A 21,120-nucleotide genomic window follows, 5' to 3' on the forward strand; every position below is an offset into this window, starting at 1 on the left:
CGGAGCTAGACGATGCAAAAGCGGAGGGTGAGTCAAAGGTCCCGAAAGGACGATAACTTTTGAGAAGTGACCGATAACTACTCTGAACTGACCGATAACTCGATGGAAATGAACCATAACTAACGGGAAATGATCGATATCCAACAGGAAATGACCGATATCTTTCAACCAACTACCTAAGGAGGGATTTACATGTCCTATAACATTGAAATCACTGATGGAATCGCAACTTTCATTATTAATCGTCCTGAAATGAGAAATGCAATTAACCATGCGGTCATGGATGGTCTCGAAACCTTTTTAACAAAAGTAGAAACTGATCACAGCATAGCGTACGGAGTCATAACAGGAGAAGGCGGCCGTGCATTCTGTTCAGGAGGAGACCTGTCGGAATTCCACGGGTTCCGCATCGCCAACGAAGCCTATCCAATGCTGAGCAGGATGGCAGGATTGTTATATAGACTGTCGACATTGCCGGTACCAGTAATAGCACTCGTCAACGGGGCAGCTGTCGGTGGAGGTTGTGAAATTGCAACTGCATGCGATTACAGACTCGTCTCTGCAAACGCAAAGGCAGGTTTCATTCAAGGTACTCTCGCGATTACAAGCGGTTGGGGTGGCGCATCACAACTGTTTGTTAAAATGAATAATCATGATGCAGCGTTGAAATTATTATCTGAAGCAAAAGTACATACAGCACAACAGTTGCAAACAATCGGATGGGCAACGGAAGTTTATGATGGGAATCCGCAAGATGGGTTAGAGAAATTCATTTTCAATATGAATAAAATACATCCATCCGTTCATAGAGCATATAAGAAGATAGCGATTTCAAACTGGAAGCAAAGCGGACTCAAGGAACGAATGCTTGAAGAAGCCGCTCAATGTGCACAACTTTGGGAAAGCGACGCCCATCACGAAGCCGTTGCAAACTTCCTGAAGAAAAAATGATTTAGCTAGTGGAATTAGACTGGAATCCGATATATCGGGAATTCAAGGTCAGATAATGATAGGAATTCAGATAAATAGTTGAAAACGGTTTCATTCATCGTATAAACTAGTAATGGGGAGAAGTTCAAACAATGCAACTAAGGGGGATGCCTATATGAATAAGATACTTATTGCGAATCGTGGGGAAATCGCACTGAGGATCATGAAGACATGCAAGCGGCTCGGCATCAAGACTGTCGCTGTCCATTCGGAAGCCGATGGAATGATGCTGTTTGTGAAATACGCAGACGAAGCCTATGTAATCGGACCAGGTCCTGTACTCCAGTCCTATTTGAAAGCGGATGACATTATCGGTATCGCATTGAAAGTGGGCGCTGACGCCATTCATCCAGGCTATGGGCTGCTGTCCGAAAATGCTGCATTCGCCCGTAAAGTCAGTGATGCAGGCTTGACGTTCATCGGCCCCGACGCTGAAACGATTGAATTGATGGGGGACAAAATCGCTTCACGAATGAAGATGAAAGCCGCTGGCGTACCTGTTGTCCCAGGAACCGATGAAGGGGTCGCTTCTTTGGAAGACGCGGTAAAAGCGGCAGAAATGATCGGCTATCCAATCATGCTGAAAGCGAGTGCTGGCGGTGGGGGCATTGGAATGGTGCGTTGTGAAAGTGAGCAAGCGCTCAGTCAACAATTTCAATCCGTAAAAACCCGTGCAAAATCCTATTTCGGAGACGATGTTGTTTTTCTTGAAAAGTTCGTAGAAAATGCACGTCATATCGAAGTGCAGATATTCGGTGATGACAAAGGCAACATCGTCCATCTGTTCGAGCGGAATTGTTCCGTGCAAAGGCGCAATCAGAAGGTCATCGAAGAATCTCCTTCCCCTTCATTGTCAAAAGAAGTGGGAGAGCGGCTGTATGAAGCTGCTGTCGCTGCCGGGAAAGCCGTCAACTATCGGAACGCGGGAACTGTGGAATTCATTTTATCCGAAGATGATGATTTTTATTTCCTTGAAATGAATACCCGTTTACAGGTAGAACATCCCGTTACTGAAGAAGTGACCGGCTATGACCTTGTTGAATGGCAGATCGAAGTGGCGCAGGGCAATGAACTGCCCGTCAAGGATCAGCGGCAGATTAAAAGCACGGGTCATGCAATTGAATTCCGTATTTATGCGGAAGATTCCACAACATTCATGCCCTCACCAGGTACAATCCGTAAGATGGATTGGAATGATTCGGCCAAAATACGCATCGATTCAGGTTACGAGGAGGGCGGAAGCGTTACGCCGTTTTATGATCCGATGATTGCTAAAGTGATCGTCCATGCAGAGGGTCGACAAGCAGCAATCAACACAGCGGAAGAATTCTTCAATTCCTTTACAATTGAAGGGGTTAAAACGAATATTCCACTTTTTCAAAAGTTCCTAGGGTCTAAAGAATTCGAACACGGAAATTATAATACGAACGTTTTAGCAGATTGGTTGAGAACTCAAAAGGAGGAAGTGGAAAAATGACACAAGTAAAAGCTGCAATGGCAGGTACAGTATTTACAGTTAACGTTGCGGAAGGTGATGAAGTACAGGCGGGCCAAGTGGTCATCGTTCTTGAATCGATGAAAATGGAGATTCCAGTAGAAACGGAAGTTGGAGGCAAAGTGACATCCATTAATGTCCAAGTCGGCGATTTCGTGAACGAAGAGGATGTACTTGCGGTTATCGGGGAATAAGGACAGCTGGTTCGTTAAATCGGCAGCCTGAAGGGTGAATGTGATCGGGAGGGGAAGAACGATGACGAATACGACAGAACAGACTGGTTATAATGAGAAATTGCAAAGTAGGGTAGAAATGGTGATGTCGGGGGGGCATCCGAAATATCATGAAAAATTGAAGGAGCAGAACAAGCTGTTTGTACGCGATCGACTCAAGCTTCTTTTTGACGAAGGCAAGTATATGGAGGATGGCCGCTTTGCAAACTGTGAAGTTGACGACTTGCCTGCTGATGGTGTCGTTACAGCAATGGGGCAAGTGAATGGGCAGACTGTTTGTGTCATGGCGAATGATTCAACAGTGAAAGCCGGTTCATGGGGATCAAGGACGGTTGAGAAAATTATCCGCATCCAAGAGATTGCCGAAAAGAATAGAGTTCCGATGTTGTACCTTGTCGATTCTGCGGGGGCTCGGATTACAGATCAACTTGAGATGTTCCCGAATCGCCGGGGGGCCGGGAGAATCTTCCATAATCAGGTGAGACTATCAGGTTTCATCCCGCAAATCTGCCTTCTGTTCGGACCTTCAGCGGCCGGGGGAGCATACATCCCAGCATTTTGCGATATTGTCATCATGGTGGATGGCAATGCGTCCATGTATTTGGGATCTCCGCGAATGGCGGAAAAAGTGATCGGCGAGAAAGTGACGTTGGAAGAGATGGGTGGCGCAAGGATGCATTGTTCCATCAGTGGATGCGGTGATGTCCTTGTAGAAAGCGAAGAGCAAGCAATCAGCGAAGCTCGTCGTTATCTAGGCTTTTTTCCAGCTAATTTCACTGAGAAGCCATCTGTTAAAGATATAGTCGCGGCCAAAGCGGGAAGATCACTCGAAGAAATCATCCCCGAAAACCAAAATGCGCCGTTCGATATGTATGAAGCAATTGATGCGTTGATTGATGAAGGCAGTTTTTTTGATATTAAGAAACTATTCGCTCCGGAACTAATTACAGGACTTGCGCGTATTGAAGGCCAGCCTGTCGGAATCATCGCAAACCAACCGAAAGTGAAAGGCGGCGTCTTGTTCGTCGACTCGGCTGATAAGGCGGCCAAGTTCATTACGTTATGCGATGCATTCTCGATTCCTCTGCTTTTCTTAGCGGATGTACCGGGATTCATGATCGGTACGAAAGTAGAGCGCGATGGCATTATCCGGCACGGTGCTAAATTGATTATGGCGATGAGCTCGGCAACTGTCCCTAAAATATCCGTCGTTGTCCGGAAAGCTTATGGTGCCGGACTTTACGCAATGGCGGGTCCTGCATTCGAGCCAGATGTTTGCATTGCGTTGCCGACAGCGCAAATTGCAGTGATGGGACCTGAAGCTGCAGTCAATGCGGTCTATTCGAATAAAATCGAAGCGATTGAGGATCCGAAAGAGAAGATTGCTTTTGTGCAGGCAAAACATAAGGAATATAAAGAGGAAATCGATATTTACAAGATGGCTTCCGAGCTGATCATCGATGAAATCATCGCTCCAACAGACTTGCGGAATGTGCTTGCAGACCGTTTCCGTTTTTATTCGACAAAAGAACTTCCTTTGCCACCTAAAAAACATCCTGTGTATCCTGTATAATCGAATATAAGGTAGAATTAGGGCGCCTTTTAAAAGGGCGCCCTTTTTAAAAGGAGGATTTGCATGGAGGTTGTAATCGCTGGAGCGGGTTCTATCGGTTTGCTTATAGGCTCTTATTTGGCGGAAGCGGGTTTAAAGGTCGTGTTTTTTGTGAGAAGGGAAGAGCAGGCGGCTCTCATCCGGCAACAGGGAATCACTCGTGTCAATGGTGATCGGTCAGAAAAAGTGGTGGAAGTGGACGCGCAAACAGACGTCGGAAAACTGCCGGAGCATGCCCCTTGGATAATCTCGACGAAGTATGAAGGGGTAGCGCCAGTCATTGAGGTGATTCTCAATAGAAAAGTAAAGAATCCGGTGATGTTCGTTCAAAATGGGTATGGTCATTTCGATTTCATCCGCACAACTTCAATGTCGGATGTGTTTTTTGCGGCTGTCGAGCATGGTGCAGGCAGATTGGATGATCGGACTGTTTCCCATAACGGCGTTGGTCCCATAAACATAGCTCCTTATCGAGGCGATGAAACAAGTTTTGATTTCCTGCAATCTGTCAGCTCGGCTGTATTTCCTGTGGCTTTTGCGGAGGATGCGCATCATATCATTTTACGTAAAGTGCTGATCAACTGCATGATTAATCCGTTGACGGCAATTTTGCAAGTGAGGAACGGTGAGTTAGCCAGGAATCCTCATGCCAAAATACTTTTTGATCAGTTATATGATGAAATTATTGCTGCCTTTCCGGAAATGAAAAATGATTTGCCGAAAAACGCTGTGGAAGGAATATGTCTAAGAACAGAGAAGAACAGGTCTTCCATGTTTGCGGATCGGGAGAATGGAAATCCTATGGAGATCGAGACAGTCGTATCATCTGTCCTTCAAATGGGTGAACGGCGCGGCGCCCGCTTGCCGCTGTTGGCAACGCTTGAGAAATTACTGCTAGCGATAGATAGGAGATGATCGGCGATGGTAAATGTCTTCCTGTCAATTCTCTTCGGAATTCTTGTTGTATGTCCATTTATCATTACGATCGTTTTCCTGATCATTATGAGGCGAATGGGGAAAGCGCCTGCAGCGGTCATTAGGAATGCAGCGGATTTCACAACCGCATTTTTATTTTTGTCGGTATATATCACATCAATGACCATTTTCGGTAAAGGGACGGGTTTCTATCTAACGTCCTCCGCCATTCTCATCGCCATTTTCGTTGCAATTGTTGAAAGGGTGAAGGAGAAAGAGTTTAAAATAGGGCGTGTTATGCATAAAACATGGAGATTGTTTTTTTTATTGCTCTCTTTTTCCTATGTCATTCTTCTTGTAATGGGTATTACCTTTAAAATACTGGAATATGTAAAATGACGGGGATTTCATTCATGTGGCAAGCGTATATTTTTCATTCCGAGGAATGAGAATGATATACTCTGTTCAAACCAGTAAAAAGGGGCATCAATGATGGAAATCAAGTCAATGGCATTGGATAATAAAAACAAGGTAATGCATTTTTACAATCATGACGAACAATTCATACATAATTTCTTTGACTATAGAAATGAAGACCGATCTTATCCCGACAGGCTGAAGGAGCTATCCGGCCGTCCGTTCCATAGGAAGGAACTTTCTTCTGTCATTCGTTCCTTCATGGAACCATTCGGCATTTCACAGAAAGCTTCAGCCCATCTCGAGGAGCTTTCCGAAAACGGAGTCGTTATCATCGGTGGCCAGCAAGCAGGCATTTTGACGGGACCTCTCTACTCCGTCCATAAAGCAATTACGGTCATCCTGCTTGCTGAGCAAAAAAGACAAGAGCTTGCCGTTCCCGTCATACCTGTATTTTGGGTTGCAGGCGAGGATCATGATCTGAATGAAATCAATCATGTCTATACGGAAAATTCTCATGGGATTACGAAGCATAAATATCCGGAGAAATTCATCCTGAAATTGATGGCATCCGATGCAACTTATTCCAAAAAGGAAATGATGGCATTTGTCGAGGATGTATTTCGTCAGTTCGGCGAAACGGAGAATACGAGGCCTTTGATGGAGGAAGTATTGGCCGCGGTCGAAAAGGAAGAAACATTCACAGGGTTTTTCGTCAGACTGATGAATGGACTTTTCCATGAACAAGGACTCTTATTCATAGACTCAGCGTATAAACCATTGCGTGAAATCGAAAAGAGCCATTTTGCCCAATTTATATCCGAATCCGATGAACTTGCCAGATTGGTCGTTGAAAAAGAAGCACAGTTTTCACGACTGGGACTCGGTAAACCGATCGAAGCTGAAGAGGATGCTTCGAACCTGTTCTATGTGCATGAAACTGGAAGAGTCCTTTTATCGAAAAAGGATGGGTGTTTTGTTAATGACAGCACAGGCATCCGATTCACAAATGATGAAATGATGCGGATCGCTGTCGAACAGCCTTGGCTGTTAAGCAACAATGTCGTAACACGTCCTATCATGCAAGACCTAGTCTTCCCAGTACTCGCATTCGTTGGTGGACCTGGGGAAATTGCCTATTGGGCTCTATTGAAAGAGGCTTTTCAATTGTTTGGAATCCGGATGCCGATCATTGTTCCGCGCGTTTCAATGACATTGGTATCCAAACGCGCAAAGCAGGCGCTGGAGTCAGTTTCACTGACGGTTGAAGATGTACTTGCAGGAAAAGTATTCGAAGTTCGTGAGCGGTTCGTCGATTCATTGCAGAATGAACGATTTGAGAGACTGCTTGCAGAGACAGAGATGCAATTGAAAGAGAAATATGAAGCACTGGCGGAAGGTTCAAGTATAGCGATGCGACAACTGCTTGAAAAGAACTTGAAATTCCATGAAAAACAATTGGATTACTTGAGGAAGAAGGCGGAAGAGGAGCTATTGATCCAACATGAAACGGCTCTTCGCAAATATAGCATCCTTGAGAATGAACTGCTGCCGGAAGGATCATTGCAGGAGCGAATTTTCACTCCCTATTTTTTCATGAATCAGCATGGCCAAGATTTGGTTCAAGAGTTGCTGCGTCAACCGATCAAAATGGATGGAACCCATCAGGTCATCTATTTATAAATGGAAACAGCGCCGATGCAGGCATTTTCAGACTGCATCGGCGTTTTTTCGGGGTTTATGATGCTTGGAATCTATGATTGACTGCAAGCTATATCTCAATGAAACAAGTACTATATACACATTTTACAATGAAAATAGATTTTGAGTGGAGGAATGTGGAGGGATGTGGTACATTAAAAACATATAGTGGGGTGAAGAGTATGTTCATGGGCGAATATCAGCACACTGTAGATACAAAAGGCCGTTTGATCGTCCCTTCAAAATTCAGGGAATATCTGATGGATGGCTTTGTGCTGACTCGTGGATTGGATAACTGCCTCTTCGGTTACCCTATGGAGGAATGGAAACGGCTAGAAGAAAAATTAAAGGCGCTGCCGGTTACGAAGAAAGATGCCCGCGCTTTTGCCCGATTCTTCTTCTCAGGTGCCACAGAAGTCGAAATCGACAAGCAGGGCCGTGTCAATATTCCATCCTCATTACTCGATTATGCGAAAGTCGAAAAAGACTGTGTCGTCATCGGAGTTTCGAGCCGTATTGAAATCTGGTCGAAATCTTCTTGGGATTCCTATTACGACGAGTCAGAGCAGTCATTTAACGAAATTGCAGAGAACATTATCGATTTTGACTTTTAACTTGATGATTCACCAAAAAATGGAAAGAAGGCGGTTTCAATGTTCGATCATACAACTGTATTACTTCACGAAGCCGTCGATGGGCTTACTATCAAACCGGATGGCATTTACGTCGATTGCACGCTTGGCGGTGCCGGACACAGTTTGGAAATTGTGAAGAAGTTGTCAACAAATGGCAGACTGATTTGTTTTGATCAGGATACGACAGCGATTGACGCTGCTAAAGTGAAGTTGAACGATTATTTGGAGCAAGTCACATTCATCCACTCCAATTTCCGAAATTTGAAAGACGAACTGGCAAAGATTGACGTGCATAAAGTGGACGGTATCTTATATGACCTCGGTGTTTCCTCACCCCAATTGGATACACCTGAACGAGGTTTCAGTTATAATCACGATGCCTTGCTTGACATGCGCATGAACACAGAGGCGGCGTTGACTGCATATGAAGTGGTCAATGAATGGCGATATGAAGATCTAGTTCGCATCTTTTTCAGGTATGGCGAAGAGAAGTTTTCCAAAGGGGTCGCCCGGAAGATTGAAGAAGCTCGCAAAAATGCACCGATCAAGACAACAGGCGAGCTTGTAGAGCTGATCAAAGAAGGAATCCCTGCTGCAGCGCGAAGAACCGGTGGACATCCGGCGAAAAGGGTTTTCCAGGCAATACGGATAGCAGTGAATGATGAGCTAGGTGCAGCGGAGGATTCCTTAACAGATGCTTTGACTGTCATGAATCCCGGTGGACGTATTTGTGTCATCACTTTCCATTCGTTGGAAGATAGACTTTGCAAGACAATCTTCAAAGAAGCGTCATCCATGCCGGAATTGCCGCCGAATTTGCCGATTGTGCCAGAAGGAATGGATCCCGAATTCAAATTGGTTACGAGAAAACCGATCCTTCCGAGTACAGATGAAATAGAAGTGAATAAAAGATCCCGATCTGCAAAGTTGCGGATCGTAGAGAAAAAATAGAAGGGGGAACTTGTCAATGGCATTGGAACAGAGAAGCTTTCAAATGAATACGATTCACGAGGTACATGCACCACAAACACCAAAAACGCATGAAACACAACAGCCGGAGAGGCGTTCACGAAAACTTTTCTCGACTGGGGAAAAATTTCTGTTCGTGCTGTTCGCGGCGGTTCTCGTACTTTTTTCTACAATGATTTTGCATACTCAAGCCCAAATCAACGATACAAACAAGGAAGTGCAATTGATCAATAAGGAAATTGACGAAACGGTAAAACAAAATACAGAATTGTCCATACAAGTGAGCGAGAAATCTACATACGAAGTTATTTGGAATAAAGCGAAGGAGCTCGGCTTGAACCTGAATGAGAAAAACGTGAAGGTCGTGCCTGGACGATGAAAAAGAAGTTTCGATTTCAATGGGGAGCCTTCCTGATGTTTCTGGTTTTTGGAGGGCTCTTTTTTCTTTTGTTCGGAAGATTGTTGAGCATTCAAATTACGGGACAGGCCGAAGGAAGACAAATGGCCGCTATGGCAGAAGCAAAATACGCGCGGGAGTCGATCCTGAAAGCTGAAAGAGGCAAAATCATCGACCGGAATGGTGAATTGATTGCATCTGATACGCTAAGCTACCGGTTGATTGCAATTTTGAGTGAAAAAGCGACAGAAAAAGGCGCTAAAAAGAAGAGGCATATCACTGATTTTGAGAAAGCTGCCGAATTGTTAAGCAGGTACATCCCGATGGAAAAAGAAAAGATGATCGAAATCAGGGATGCGGCAGTGAAAAGGAATACGGATACGTATCAAATCGAATTTGGTAAAGCAGGACGGGATATTAGCCATGAAACGATGCTCGCCATTAAAAAGGCCGCTGAAAAAGAGGGCGTTACAGGACTGCAGTTCATTGAAGATAAGAAGCGTTTTTATCCGAACGGAGATTTTGCATCGTATTTGATCGGATTTGCGATGAGAGAAGAAGATGAGAACAAGAAAGTTTCGACGGTCGGTAAAATGGGCCTTGAACAGACTTATAACAAGGAGCTTACCGGTACGGACGGAAAAGTGGATTATAAGACCGATATTTGGGGGTTCATCTTACCAAAATCCGAGAAGAAGATTGTAGCTGCAAAAGATGGACTGACGATTCAACTGACAATCGATAAAACAATCCAAAATTTCGTCGAGGATGCATTGAATCAAGTCGAAGAGAAATATTCACCTAAAAAAATGCTTGTCATCGTTGCTAACCCAAAAACCGGAGAAATCTACGCAATGAGCCAGCGGCCATCTTTTCATCCCGCGACTCGAGAGGGTCTGACGGAAAACTGGCTGAACGAAGCTATCCAGAACACATTTGAACCGGGCTCGACGATGAAGATCTTTACATTAGCCGCGGCCATTGAGGAGAATAAATGGGATCCTTTAGCTGAATACCAGTCTGGACAATATACGATTTATGATAGGACGATTCGTGACGTCAATCGGACCGGTTGGGGAAGAATTACATTCTTGGAAGGGTTTCAAAGGTCATCGAACGTTTCCATGGCCTATTTATTAGAAAGAATGGGCGACCGGACATTCATTGAATACTTACGTGGGTTCGGCTTTGGTGAAAAGGTGGGAATCGATTTGCCGCATGAAGTTCCGGGCATCATTTTGGATATCAATCCGAGTGAAAGGCTGACAACTTCATATGGACAAGGATCCACTGTTACTCCGATCCAAATGATTCAGGCTGCGACAGCCATTGCAAATGACGGTAAAATGATGAAACCGTATGTTATCGATAGAATTGTCGACCCGAATACGGGTAAAGTGGTGGAAGAACACGAGGAGGAAGAACGGAAATCTCCTATTTCAGCGGAAACTGCCAAGAAAACACGTGAGGTTTTAGCTTCTACAGTCACATCCGATGTTGGTACTGGTCGGAAGTTTGCTCTGTCTGGCTACTCAGTCGGCGGCAAGACAGGAACCGCTGAAATTCCAAAACCCGATGGCAGAGGGTATCTGGCAGGGGATGGAAATTATCTATATTCATTCCTCGGGATGGCACCTATCGACGATCCGCAGTTATTGACATATGTACTCGTCCAGCAGCCAAAGCTTGAAGCGGGCCAATACGGCTCCGATCCAGTCGCTGAATTATTTACATCCATTATGGAAAGTAGCTTGAAATATATGAATATACTCCCTGAAAATAGTGAAACATCATTGACGAAGTCATTGACGGACCACATTGGAGAAGCTTCGGATACAGCGATAACAACCCTTGAACAACAAGGATTTTCACCAATTTTGATCGGTGAGGGTGGCAAGGTGAAAAGCCAATATCCTGAAAAGGGAACGAAGGTGAGTGACGGTTCTATTGTGTTCCTTGAAACTGAAGGAGATACCACTCTTCCAAACTTTTCCGGGTGGTCGAAAAAAATGGCGTTATCATTTAAAATGTTATCTGGGCTTGATATCCGGTTGAACGGTGATGGATATGTGACAGAGCAAAGTCTATCTGCAGGTGCTATCATCAGCAAAGATGATCCTGTCGTGCTTCAGCTCAAATCACCGGAAGACCAACATACAGAAATCGAGCAGAATGAAGAGACAGAAGATGAAGAAGTCGAAGAAGTGGAAGAGATAATTGGTGGATGATGTATAGCTATCCCCGCCCTTTCATAGGTTGATAGAAAAACGAAAGGTGTGGGGCTCTGCGTAAATATGCCGATTTGCAATCGAAGAAACGGTTGCGGGCAGTTTTCATCATTTTTCTCATTTCCATATCCATGGTTATAGCAAAGCTCTTCCACGTCCAAATCATTAAACATGAATGGTTGAAAGCGCGTGCGGAAGAGAATTGGGATCGGGAAATTCCTTTTGGAGCGATCCGGGGGGAGATCCAAGATCGCAATGGTCAGTTGATTGTTGGGAACAAACTGGCTCCGACGCTTTATTTTATGCCCTCCCAAAACAAAGAACCGGAAAAGGCTGCCGCTTTACTAGCGGAAATTTTGCAAGCCGATAAAGAAAAACTGCTTGAAAAGATGACAAAAAAAACGTATATGAACAAGTTAGCGCCAGAAGGGAAAAACATCACTCAGGAACAGGCTACGGAAATTTCGAAGTTGCAAATTGATGGCTTGTATACAGGAGTGGATTTCGTCAGGAACTATCCCTATGGTGAAATGCTTTCCAGGCTGATCGGTTTTACTGGCTTTGATGGAACTGGCCTTGCAGGCATCGAATATGCATACGATGAGATTTTGCAAGGTACTGGAGACAAAATACGTCTCTATACAGATGCAAAGGCGATTCCACTTCCGCATGTTGATGATGGGTTCCAAACAGGTGAGAATGGTGCTACCTTAGAGCTAACAATTGATATCGAAATGCAGAAGGTCATGGAACGCGAATTGACGCAAGCGATGGAAAAACTTGATGCCGCCCAAGCGATTGGAATTATTATGAATCCAAAAACGGGCGAAATCCTATCCTTGGTTTCCATGCCGACTTTCCATCCAGCCGACTATCAGGAAACAGATCAGGCAATCTATAATCGGAACTTGCCTGTTTGGATGACGTTTGAACCGGGTTCTACATTCAAGATCGTAACTCTTGCAGCGGGTCTTGAAGAGAAAGTGATTGATCTCCATCACGATCATTTCAATGACACTGGTTCCACGAGGATTGCGAATGCAACGTTAAGATGTTGGAAACGATCTGGGCACGGGCATCAGTCATTTTTGGAAGTTGTCGAGAACTCCTGTAATCCTGGCTTTATAGAAATCGGCCAGCGATTGGGCGCAGAGAAACTCGATCGCTATATCCGCAATTTCGGTTTTGGAGAAACGACAGGATCAGGCATAGCGGGCGAAGCGAAAGGGATCCTTTTCTCAAAAGAGGCATTTGGCCCAGTGGAACAAGCAACAACTGCATTTGGCCAAGGGATTTCCGTAACGCCGATCCAACAAGTACAGGCGGTAGCTGCTGCCATTAACGGAGGATATTTGTATCGTCCGTATATTGTAAAGGAAATAAAGAATGATAAGGGTGAGACGTTGAAAACGTTTGAACCCGAAATGAAACGTCGCGTTATCAGTGAGGAAACTTCCGCCCAAGTTAGAGAAGCATTGGAATCGGTTGTTGCAAAGGGCTCTGGTCGAAATGCGTTCAATGATGGCCTCCGCGTCGGCGGGAAGACAGGGACTGCTCAGAAGGTCGTGAATGGCAGATATAGTGATGGCGATTATATTGTTTCATTCGTAGGGTTCGCACCGGCCGATGATCCCGAATTGCTTGTCTACGTTGCGGTTGACAGCCCGAAAAATTCAATTCAATTTGGAGGGGTCATTGCAGCACCGATCGTCGGCAGGATCATAGAAGAGATTGCACCTCTTGCCGGCATCGAAAAAAGGGAAGGTCAAATAGAAAAAGAATACCGATGGGGCGACGCAATCACACATCGTGTTCCGGATCTGACAGGCATGACAAAAGGAATGGTCGCCCGCCAGCTTGATACGTATCGTATAGAGTGGCATGGCGACGGTGATGTCATTAAGTACCAAATGCCGGTCCCCGATTCATTAATGTCGGTGGATGATGTTATTCATGTTTACACAGAAGAATAGATTAGCTCGAGGCACGTTTAAAGTGCCTTGAGCTACAATAAATACAATTACAGTTTCAAAACAAGTAAGGAGAACTTATTATGACACTCGTCACGACAATAACGGTTATTACCGTAGCATTTTTACTAACAGCATTAATCGGGACCGCAATCATACCATTGCTCAGAAGGTTGAAATTCGGTCAGAGCATCAGGGAAGAGGGTCCCGAAGCACATAAGAAAAAAGCGGGCACGCCTACAATGGGCGGCCTTATTTTCCTGAGTTCCATTATCATTACGATGGTTGTCCTCTCATACATATATGATGATGTACTGACTACACAGTCCATTGTACTGATGATTGTGCTTGCCGGTTTTGGCGTCATCGGATTTTTTGACGATTTCATCATCGTAGTCATGAAAAGGAATTTAGGATTGACATCTATCCAAAAGCTCATCGGCCAAATTATCATTGCAGTTATCGCCTTTTTCCTATTGAAAATGGGCCCGTTTGAAACGACAGTCTTAGTGCCGTTCACAGATTTTACAGTTGACCTCGGTATATTCTACGTTGCCTTCCTCATTTTTTGGCTCGTCGGGTTTTCGAATGCTGTCAACTTATCTGACGGTCTAGACGGGCTTGTTGCAGGCACTTCAACAATTGCTTTTGCAGCATTTGGCGTGCTTGGACTTGTTTATGAGCAATATGACATCGCAACGTTTGCATTTGTTGTTTCTGGTGCGATGCTTGGCTTCCTTTTGTTCAATATGAAACCAGCCAAAGTGTTCATGGGTGATACAGGTTCTTTGGCACTCGGCGGTGCGATTGCAATGCTATCGATCCTTGTGAAGCAGGAACTGCTGCTCCTTGTCATTGGAATCGTTTATGTAATTGAAACATTATCTGTAATGATCCAAGTGACAAGCTTTAAGTTAACGGGAAAAAGGGTATTTAAAATGAGCCCCATCCATCATCATTTTGAGTTATCCGGTTGGTCGGAATGGAAAATTGTTCTTGTTTTTTGGGGAGTTGCACTTTTTGCCGCGATGATACCCGTATTGTGGGAGGTGATGTAAATGAGAAAGTCAAATGAGTTCAAAGGCAAGAAAGTCCTAGTACTTGGTCTTGCCAAAAGCGGCCACGCTGCAGCTGATCTCTTACATTCACTTGGAGCATTCGTAGTGGTCAACGATTCCTCTCCGGAGAAGGGAAGCGAAGAAGCAAAATTGCTGAGGTCTAAAGGGATAGTAGTCATCTGTGGTGGACATCCGGAAGATATATTAGATCATGACTTTGACATTATCGTAAAAAATCCAGGCATCCCTTACCATAATCCGGTTCTTCAGAAAGCGGAGCAGAAAGGGATTCCGATATGGACTGAAATAGAGCTTTCTTACTTGGTTAGCGAAGCGCCAATCATCGCCATCACTGGTTCGAATGGGAAGACGACAACGACAACACTTCTCTATCATATTTTGAATATCGGAGGCAAAAAACCTTTGATTGCAGGTAATATCGGAACCGTAGCATGCACGGTCGCGCAAAATGCCACATCCGATGAAGTGATCGTTATGGAAGTATCTTCTTTCCAGTTGGCCGGAACGGAAAACTTCCGACCGAAGATCGCCCTCTGGACAAATTTATACGATGCACATCTTGACTACCATGGAACATCGGAAGAATATGCCTTGGCAAAGGCAAAGGTTACTGCTAATCAGACCGAAGAGGATTTCTTTATTTATAATGCCGATCAACCTGAAATGAGAGCGTATGTCGAACGTTCTGCAGCCCGGAAGATCCCATTTTCCTTACAAGGGAAACAGGCAGAAGGAATATCTGCGGATGACGAGATGATTTACTGGCAAGGCGAACCGTTTGTGAAAAGGTCGATCATCAAATTGCTTGGTCAACATAATTTGGAAAACATTTTAGCCGCAACGGCTTCTGCCATTCTAATGGATTGTGACAAAGAAACAATAGAAAATGTGCTAAGTTCATTTACAGGAGTCCGTCACCGCATGCAGTTCGTGAAAGAATTGATGGGCAGAACATTCTACAATGATTCAAAAGCTACTAACACATTGGCGACCAAAAGCGCTTTGTCTTCTTTCCAGTCGCCTGTTGTATTAATAGCTGGAGGCCTCGATAGAGGTCATTCATTTGAGGAATTAAGACCATATATGAGCAGGGTGAAGGCAGTACTCGCACTCGGCGAAACTGCCGATAGGCTTATCGATTTTGCATCTTCATGCGGAGTTCAACATGCGTTGAAAGCCGACTCGATGGAACAAGCCGTGCAAGAAGCATTTGCAATATCACTTGAGGGTGATCAAATCCTACTGTCTCCCGCGTGTGCAAGCTGGGATCAATACCCGAGTTTTGAAGAACGTGGAGATGCATTTATCGAAGCTGTCATGAAACTTTAAGTCAGCCGTTTACCACTTGACCAATAAGACGGAAGGATGCGTTCACTGGATCGGAAATTAAAAGCTGCCTTCGTCATATCGGCAGTATCGTTGTCATTGATAGGATTGGTATTTGTCCATTCGGCAGGCTCGTATTGGGGGCAAGTGCACTATGCAGATTCATCCCCCTTCATCGTTAAGCAAGGGATTTACATGGCTGTTTCGATAGCTGTGGCATTTATGTTGATGAAAGGGCCATGGACATCCAGTGAGTCTTTCTGGACCGCATTTTATTACATCACGATCCTCTTGTTAGTTGCGGTTATGATTCCAGGCATCGGTGCAGTACGGAATGGATCCCAGAGCTGGATTGCCCTCGGTCCGTTCAGCATCCAGCCTGCAGAATTCGTCAAAGTGGCACTCATTGGAAAGCTTGCTTGCAATATGAAACAATCGGCTGGGATGAGACCGTTCAGATTAAGCCATTTTGTTCTCATTCTACTGCCGGCCGCTTTAATCATGCTGCAGCCTGATTTGGGTTCTGCGGTGATCATGATCGTCTCGGCATTTGTCATATTGTTTTTGGCGGGATATCCGCTGTCGTTTTTCGGTATACTCGGATTTGCAGGTATAGGGGCTTTCGTTGCTCTCATTGCCGCAGCGCCTTATCGATTGGAGCGTATAAAGTCATATATCGATCCTTGGAACGATCCGCTAGGAGCGGGATTTCAAGGGATTCAGTCGTTGTTCGCAATTGCACCGGGAGGATTGTTCGGCCATGGCTATGGAAACAGCAGGCAAAAGTATTTGTATCTGCCTGAGCCGCAAAACGATTTCATCTTTTCAATCATAGCAGAGGAGACAGGTTTCATTGGAGCGACATTCATCCTCGTCCTCTTTTCCATACTCCTCTTGTCAGCATTTGGAATTGCAATCCGGGCGCATGATTATAAATCATTTTTAATGACAGCAGGAATGGCCTCGATGATCATCTTTCAAACATTCCTGAATGTCGGGGTCGTCTCAGGATTGCTGCCGGTCACGGGTGTGACATTGCCGTTCATCAGTTATGGCGGCTCGTCATTGCTGACGACATGGATGGCGGCTGGAACCATTTTGCATTTCGCTTTTTACAAACAAAGAGGTTGAAGGGAGGGCGGAACATGGATAAAGTGATAGACATCGAAGAGCGCATTCCTTCCATGAGGGAAAAACGGCGAAAGAAAACGAATAAAAAGTTTTTATTCATCATTGCCGTTTTCTGCATCGCCCTTCTTGTACTTTTATACTTCCAATCTCCACTTAGCAAGGTAGGGGAAGTAAAGATTAAAGGGGCAGCCCTTCAAAATGATCATTACTATTATGAAAAAAGTGGGATTTCCGAAGGGAGTTCATTCTGGGGATTTAAAGCGAAAGACGTAGAAGAAGAACTTTCGCAACTGGAAGGCGTCAGTAGTGTTGCCGTCACAAGAAAATGGATGAGAGATATCGAGATTTCCATTATAGAATGGAAAACCGTCGCGTATATGGAAAGTGCCGGAGAATATAGTCTATTGCTCGAAAACGGAGCACTAGTCCCAAGTCACGGCAATTATCCGAACGTGCCGATTTTGAATCATGTGGACAACCCTGAACTTCGGAAAAGACTGACAAATCAATTGATGAAAATGGATAAAAATGTTCTCCAATTGATTTCCGAAATCATCTATACTGGGACAGAGGAGAATCCCGATACGATTGTTGCATATATGGATGACGGCTATGAAGTCCATGCGGTTCTTCAGACGTTTGCAGAGAAGATGGATTATTATCCGGATATCATTTCCCAACTGGGAGGGCTTGAAAAAGGGATTGTCAATATGGAAGTGGGCATTTTCTTTACACCTTTCAGCAAAGTTTACGGAAATGGCGGTGTAGAAGAAGGGGAAGGTGATGAAGTTGGCGAAGAAAATGAGTGAGGATTACAAATCTAGAGGAAGATACATATTATATTCTTTCGTCTTTCTCATACTCGGTTTCATCTTCGCATTCTCCTATCGTACATTAGGGAAAGATAGCGGCGATTCGGCCCAGTCCCCTGCATTTCAACAGGAAGAGCAGTATCGGGAAGAATTGATCGTTCAAAAGGAGCGGAATAAGGAACTTGCCGATGAGATTCGTGCGAAGCAAGATGAAATCCGGGATTTTGAGCAATCCTTTTCAGAGAATGAAGAGAATCATACCGTTCTCGTCGAGGAAGCAAAAAATCTAAGGCTGCTTCTAGGCATCATTCCAGCTTCCGGTCCGGGAGTGCGTATTACACTAAAGGACGGCGATTATGATCCTGTCGAACAGAATCCCAATGATTATATCGTCCATGAAAGCCATGTGCTCCGTGTTGTAAATGAATTGAAGATTTCTGGCGCTCAAGGGATTGCCATCAATGGACAGCGCATCTCAGCCAATTCAAATATCAAATGTACAGGGCCGGTCATCACGATTGACGGCAGGACGCTTCCGGCTCCGTTCGTCATTGAAGCTGTGGGTGATTCCGAAATCTTATCGGCAGCACTGACTTTGGGCGGCGGAGTGATCGATGGATTGGTGTATGACAACATAGTCGTCTCATTGGAACAGTTAAAAGACATCAAGCTTCCCGCTTTACGGGATGAGGCATGAGTAATCAGGTAGAGGGAGGGTGTTCGTTGAAAAAAGCTATCAATTGGAAATTCACAATTGTCCTCCTGCTAATCGGTTTTATGATTGCTGTCCAATATAATACGATGGAACATCCTAAGGAACGTGATACGAGGGATATTTGGGCAATTCGCCAAGAGTTGGCGGAAGAGAAGAAAATCCATTCAGAGCTTCTTACTGAAATCCGTGATTTGGATAGAACGATCTCCTCATATAGGACGTTAAGCGAATCAAGCACGGGTCAAGCTTTGAGGGATACAGTGGACAAGCTGCACAAAAAGGCGGGAACAACAGACATTTCAGGTCCCGGCTTCACGATCGAAGTTCGCCCCTCGGTGGAGAGCGTAGCATATGGAATACCAATCACGAGTATTTCATCAGATTTACTGACACGTTTCGTCAACGAGGTGAATCGGTTTAAGGGCATTCATATGGAAATCGACGGAAAGCGATATACGATGATGAGCTCAATCAGAGTCATCAATGGCGCTACCACTGTAAATGGGTTGAATGTCACGACTCCGCCCTTTACAATAAAAATCATTTCTCCTACGATGTCCGACAGCGAGAAGCTCTATAATTATTTGTTAGCCTCATCCATCCATGATGATTTTTATCTTGATAATCTCGTGTTGGAAATCAATCCACCGGAAAGGGACGTAACTATCCGGGGATATCCCGACAAATTCAAGAATCTATATTTGAAAGAACTTCCGAAAGGGGAATGACAATGTGGCTGCCGCTGCTCGGGTTACTTCTAGGAATTTCGCTGGGACTGCTGACGGATTTACAGATCCCGCAGATTTACAGCAACTATTTGTCCATTGCCGTGTTAGCTGCACTCGATACACTTTTCGGGGGAATACGAGCTCATCTTCAACAGATCTATGATGACAAGGTGTTCATTTCCGGGTTTTTCTTTAATATCGTACTTGCGGCCGGTTTGGCTTTCCTCGGAGTGCATCTCGGCGTGGATTTATATTTAGCTGCCGTATTCGCATTCGGGGTGAGGCTATTCCAGAATATCGCTGTAATTAGAAGGATTTTGCTGACGAAATGGTCGGATCGAAGTAAGGTTTCTGAAACAAAAGTTCAGGAATGAAAGGAATTGATCGTCGGATGGAGAAAATATTTAGACAATACGACACTAATACAATAGAATGTAAGATAAGGACTGTAATGGGAGGTGCCGGGAATTGAGTCAATCTACAATTTATGTATCACTTGATATAGGATCTTCGTCAGTCAAAGTGCTGATCGGCGAAGTGGATGGCGGATCCCTCCATGTAATCGGGGTAGGTAACGTCCAATCGGCGGGAATTCGAAAAGGGACGATTATCGACATCGATGCAACTGTCCAATCTATCCGCAAAGCGGTGGAACAGGCTGAACGAATGACAGGCATGCAAATCCGGGACGTCATTCTTGGCATCCCTTCTAATGGCGTGCTGCTCCAAGATGTAAAAGGCGTTGTAGCCGTTAATTCGGAAAACAGGGAAATAACGGATGACGATCTTGACCGGGTCATGAAATCCGCACAAGTCATGTCGGTTCCTCCTGAAAGGGAAATCGTCAATATCATACCGAAACAATTCATTGTGGATGATTATGATGAAATAAAGGATCCGAGAGGAATGATCGGAGTCCGTCTTGAAATGGATGGCACCCTAATTACGACTTCCAAAACGCTAGTTCATAATATATTGCGATGCGTTGAGCGGGCAGGCCTCGTAATCCGTGAAATTTATTTACAGCCGCTCGCAGCCGGGCAATTTGCCTTGACGGAGGATGAAATGAACCACGGCACCGCATTCATCGATATCGGCGGAGGTTCAACGACAATCGCGATCTTCGGGGATAACCGCTTTATTTCAACAGCTGTCATTCCGGTTGGCGGGGACCATATTACAAAGGATCTATCGATCATTCTGAAGACACCTACTGAGCAAGCTAGAAAAATCAAGCATCAATATGGACATGCCTTTTACGATGACGCGTCGGATGACGAGCTTTTTGAAGTCCCTGTCATTGGTGCCGATTCGAAAGATCAATATAGTCAAAGATACATATCGGAGATCATAGGTGTCCGATTGGAAGAATTATTCGACTTGGTTCTTGAAGAGCTGTACCGTATGGGTATCCATGATTTGCCGGGCGGCGTCGTATTGACTGGAGGAACGACGAAGCTCGATGGGATTTTGCAACTGGCAAGACACGTATTGAGAACGAGGGTACGGATCCATACTCCTGAATATATCGGAGTTCGTGAACCGATGTATTCGACTGCTGTGGGGCTTATCCGTTATGCTAGTATGGAAGATAGCTATTTTGGAATAGAAGCTGAATCGCAAACTGCAGCCACGCAAAGCGAGATGGATTACCCATCTTCCAGTAAAAAGAAGGTCGCTGTCCAACCTAAAGAGAAAAGGACAAGCTTCATGAGCAAAACTAAGAGATTTATTGATGGATTTTTTGAGTGACTGATCTAAATGTGG

At 44.7% G+C, this 21,120-nt stretch carries 20 protein-coding genes; all 20 read left to right on the plus strand.

Annotated features, from left to right (window positions below; genetic code table 11):
• Window positions 1-192 precede the first annotated feature (192 nt).
• The 20 genes from M3193_RS01165 to ftsA all read left to right on the plus strand — a co-directional run bounded on the left by M3193_RS01165 (window position 193) and on the right by ftsA (window position 21,105).
• Complete coding sequence (locus M3193_RS01165) at window positions 193-951, plus strand: enoyl-CoA hydratase/isomerase family protein (RefSeq protein ID WP_251623851.1); 759 nt, start codon at window positions 193-195, stop codon at window positions 949-951.
• 154 nt (window positions 952-1,105) lie between these two features.
• Window positions 1,106-2,467 carry an acetyl-CoA carboxylase biotin carboxylase subunit gene (locus tag M3193_RS01170; protein ID WP_251623853.1) on the plus strand — a complete coding sequence of 454 codons (1,362 nt, stop codon included), beginning with the start codon at window positions 1,106-1,108 and terminating at the stop codon, window positions 2,465-2,467.
• Complete coding sequence (locus M3193_RS01175) at window positions 2,464-2,679, plus strand: biotin/lipoyl-binding carrier protein (RefSeq protein WP_251623855.1); 216 nt, start codon at window positions 2,464-2,466, stop codon at window positions 2,677-2,679. Before M3193_RS01170 ends, M3193_RS01175 begins: the two co-directional genes overlap by 4 nt.
• A 61-nt stretch (window positions 2,680-2,740) precedes the next feature.
• Entirely contained in the window at window positions 2,741-4,291 is a 1,551-nt protein-coding gene (locus M3193_RS01180; RefSeq protein ID WP_251623857.1) for an acyl-CoA carboxylase subunit beta, read from the plus strand.
• A 63-nt stretch (window positions 4,292-4,354) separates the two neighbouring features.
• Entirely contained in the window at window positions 4,355-5,245 is an 891-nt protein-coding gene (locus tag M3193_RS01185; RefSeq protein WP_251623859.1) for a 2-dehydropantoate 2-reductase, read from the plus strand.
• A gap of 6 nt (window positions 5,246-5,251) precedes the next feature.
• A complete protein-coding gene (locus tag M3193_RS01190; protein ID WP_251623861.1) occupies window positions 5,252-5,644 on the plus strand; it encodes a DUF3397 domain-containing protein in 393 nt (130 codons plus the stop codon).
• A 93-nt stretch (window positions 5,645-5,737) separates the two neighbouring features.
• Window positions 5,738-7,345, plus strand: a complete 1,608-nt coding sequence (bshC, locus tag M3193_RS01195; protein ID WP_251623863.1) for a bacillithiol biosynthesis cysteine-adding enzyme BshC — start codon at window positions 5,738-5,740, stop codon at window positions 7,343-7,345.
• 200 nt (window positions 7,346-7,545) lie between these two features.
• Complete coding sequence (mraZ, locus tag M3193_RS01200) at window positions 7,546-7,977, plus strand: division/cell wall cluster transcriptional repressor MraZ (protein ID WP_251623865.1); 432 nt, start codon at window positions 7,546-7,548, stop codon at window positions 7,975-7,977.
• 39 nt (window positions 7,978-8,016) lie between these two features.
• Window positions 8,017-8,949, plus strand: a complete 933-nt coding sequence (rsmH, locus tag M3193_RS01205; protein WP_251623867.1) for a 16S rRNA (cytosine(1402)-N(4))-methyltransferase RsmH — start codon at window positions 8,017-8,019, stop codon at window positions 8,947-8,949.
• A 16-nt stretch (window positions 8,950-8,965) separates the two neighbouring features.
• Window positions 8,966-9,346: a cell division protein FtsL gene (gene ftsL, locus M3193_RS01210; RefSeq protein ID WP_251623869.1), complete on the plus strand. Its 381-nt coding sequence runs from the start codon at window positions 8,966-8,968 to the stop codon at window positions 9,344-9,346.
• Between the two features lie 35 nt (window positions 9,347-9,381).
• Complete coding sequence (locus M3193_RS01215) at window positions 9,382-11,592, plus strand: penicillin-binding protein (RefSeq protein WP_251623871.1); 2,211 nt, start codon at window positions 9,382-9,384, stop codon at window positions 11,590-11,592.
• A 74-nt stretch (window positions 11,593-11,666) separates the two neighbouring features.
• Entirely contained in the window at window positions 11,667-13,565 is a 1,899-nt protein-coding gene (locus tag M3193_RS01220; protein WP_435372006.1) for a penicillin-binding transpeptidase domain-containing protein, read from the plus strand.
• 80 nt (window positions 13,566-13,645) lie between these two features.
• Window positions 13,646-14,620, plus strand: a complete 975-nt coding sequence (gene mraY, locus M3193_RS01225) for a phospho-N-acetylmuramoyl-pentapeptide-transferase (RefSeq protein ID WP_251623872.1) — start codon at window positions 13,646-13,648, stop codon at window positions 14,618-14,620.
• Window positions 14,621-15,970: a UDP-N-acetylmuramoyl-L-alanine--D-glutamate ligase gene (gene murD / locus M3193_RS01230; RefSeq protein WP_251623873.1), complete on the plus strand. Its 1,350-nt coding sequence runs from the start codon at window positions 14,621-14,623 to the stop codon at window positions 15,968-15,970.
• A 36-nt stretch (window positions 15,971-16,006) separates the two neighbouring features.
• On the plus strand, window positions 16,007-17,098 hold the full coding sequence (gene ftsW / locus M3193_RS01235; RefSeq protein WP_251623874.1) for a putative lipid II flippase FtsW: 1,092 nt from the start codon (window positions 16,007-16,009) through the stop codon (window positions 17,096-17,098).
• 14 nt (window positions 17,099-17,112) lie between these two features.
• A complete protein-coding gene (locus tag M3193_RS01240; RefSeq protein WP_251623875.1) occupies window positions 17,113-17,907 on the plus strand; it encodes a cell division protein FtsQ/DivIB in 795 nt (264 codons plus the stop codon).
• The gene (locus M3193_RS01245; protein ID WP_251623876.1) at window positions 17,882-18,607 is read left to right on the plus strand and encodes a DUF881 domain-containing protein; all 726 of its coding nucleotides are present in this window, start codon (window positions 17,882-17,884) and stop codon (window positions 18,605-18,607) included. The genes M3193_RS01240 and M3193_RS01245 overlap by 26 nt, the downstream gene beginning before the upstream one ends.
• Before the next feature lie 26 nt (window positions 18,608-18,633).
• Window positions 18,634-19,353, plus strand: coding sequence for a DUF881 domain-containing protein (locus M3193_RS01250; RefSeq protein WP_251623877.1), 720 nt, complete (start codon window positions 18,634-18,636; stop codon window positions 19,351-19,353).
• A gap of 2 nt (window positions 19,354-19,355) precedes the next feature.
• Window positions 19,356-19,727: a small basic family protein gene (locus tag M3193_RS01255; RefSeq protein ID WP_251627135.1), complete on the plus strand. Its 372-nt coding sequence runs from the start codon at window positions 19,356-19,358 to the stop codon at window positions 19,725-19,727.
• A gap of 94 nt (window positions 19,728-19,821) precedes the next feature.
• Window positions 19,822-21,105, plus strand: coding sequence for a cell division protein FtsA (gene ftsA, locus M3193_RS01260; RefSeq protein ID WP_251623879.1), 1,284 nt, complete (start codon window positions 19,822-19,824; stop codon window positions 21,103-21,105).
• Window positions 21,106-21,120 lie beyond the last annotated feature (15 nt).

This window comes from Sporosarcina luteola (assembly GCF_023715585.1).
Taxonomy (GTDB): domain Bacteria; phylum Bacillota; class Bacilli; order Bacillales_A; family Planococcaceae; genus Sporosarcina; species Sporosarcina luteola_D.

Bases quoted from the DNA above. Each gene is read 5' to 3' on its own strand.
- ftsL (WP_251623869.1), top strand. From the start codon at position 8,966: ATGGCATTGGAACAGAGAAGCTTTCAAATGAATACGATTCACGAGGTA.
- ftsW (WP_251623874.1), top strand. From the start codon at position 16,007: ATGCGTTCACTGGATCGGAAATTAAAAGCTGCCTTCGTCATATCGGCA.
- M3193_RS01185 (WP_251623859.1), top strand. From the start codon at position 4,355: ATGGAGGTTGTAATCGCTGGAGCGGGTTCTATCGGTTTGCTTATAGGC.
- M3193_RS01165 (WP_251623851.1), top strand. From the start codon at position 193: ATGTCCTATAACATTGAAATCACTGATGGAATCGCAACTTTCATTATT.
- M3193_RS01180 (WP_251623857.1), top strand. From the start codon at position 2,741: ATGACGAATACGACAGAACAGACTGGTTATAATGAGAAATTGCAAAGT.
- M3193_RS01245 (WP_251623876.1), top strand. From the start codon at position 17,882: ATGAAGTTGGCGAAGAAAATGAGTGAGGATTACAAATCTAGAGGAAGA.
- M3193_RS01170 (WP_251623853.1), top strand. From the start codon at position 1,106: ATGAATAAGATACTTATTGCGAATCGTGGGGAAATCGCACTGAGGATC.
- murD (WP_251623873.1), top strand. From the start codon at position 14,621: ATGAGAAAGTCAAATGAGTTCAAAGGCAAGAAAGTCCTAGTACTTGGT.
- rsmH (WP_251623867.1), top strand. From the start codon at position 8,017: ATGTTCGATCATACAACTGTATTACTTCACGAAGCCGTCGATGGGCTT.
- M3193_RS01240 (WP_251623875.1), top strand. From the start codon at position 17,113: ATGGATAAAGTGATAGACATCGAAGAGCGCATTCCTTCCATGAGGGAA.
- bshC (WP_251623863.1), top strand. From the start codon at position 5,738: ATGGAAATCAAGTCAATGGCATTGGATAATAAAAACAAGGTAATGCAT.
- M3193_RS01215 (WP_251623871.1), top strand. From the start codon at position 9,382: ATGTTTCTGGTTTTTGGAGGGCTCTTTTTTCTTTTGTTCGGAAGATTG.
- M3193_RS01190 (WP_251623861.1), top strand. From the start codon at position 5,252: ATGGTAAATGTCTTCCTGTCAATTCTCTTCGGAATTCTTGTTGTATGT.
- M3193_RS01255 (WP_251627135.1), top strand. From the start codon at position 19,356: ATGTGGCTGCCGCTGCTCGGGTTACTTCTAGGAATTTCGCTGGGACTG.
- M3193_RS01175 (WP_251623855.1), top strand. From the start codon at position 2,464: ATGACACAAGTAAAAGCTGCAATGGCAGGTACAGTATTTACAGTTAAC.
- mraZ (WP_251623865.1), top strand. From the start codon at position 7,546: ATGTTCATGGGCGAATATCAGCACACTGTAGATACAAAAGGCCGTTTG.
- mraY (WP_251623872.1), top strand. From the start codon at position 13,646: ATGACACTCGTCACGACAATAACGGTTATTACCGTAGCATTTTTACTA.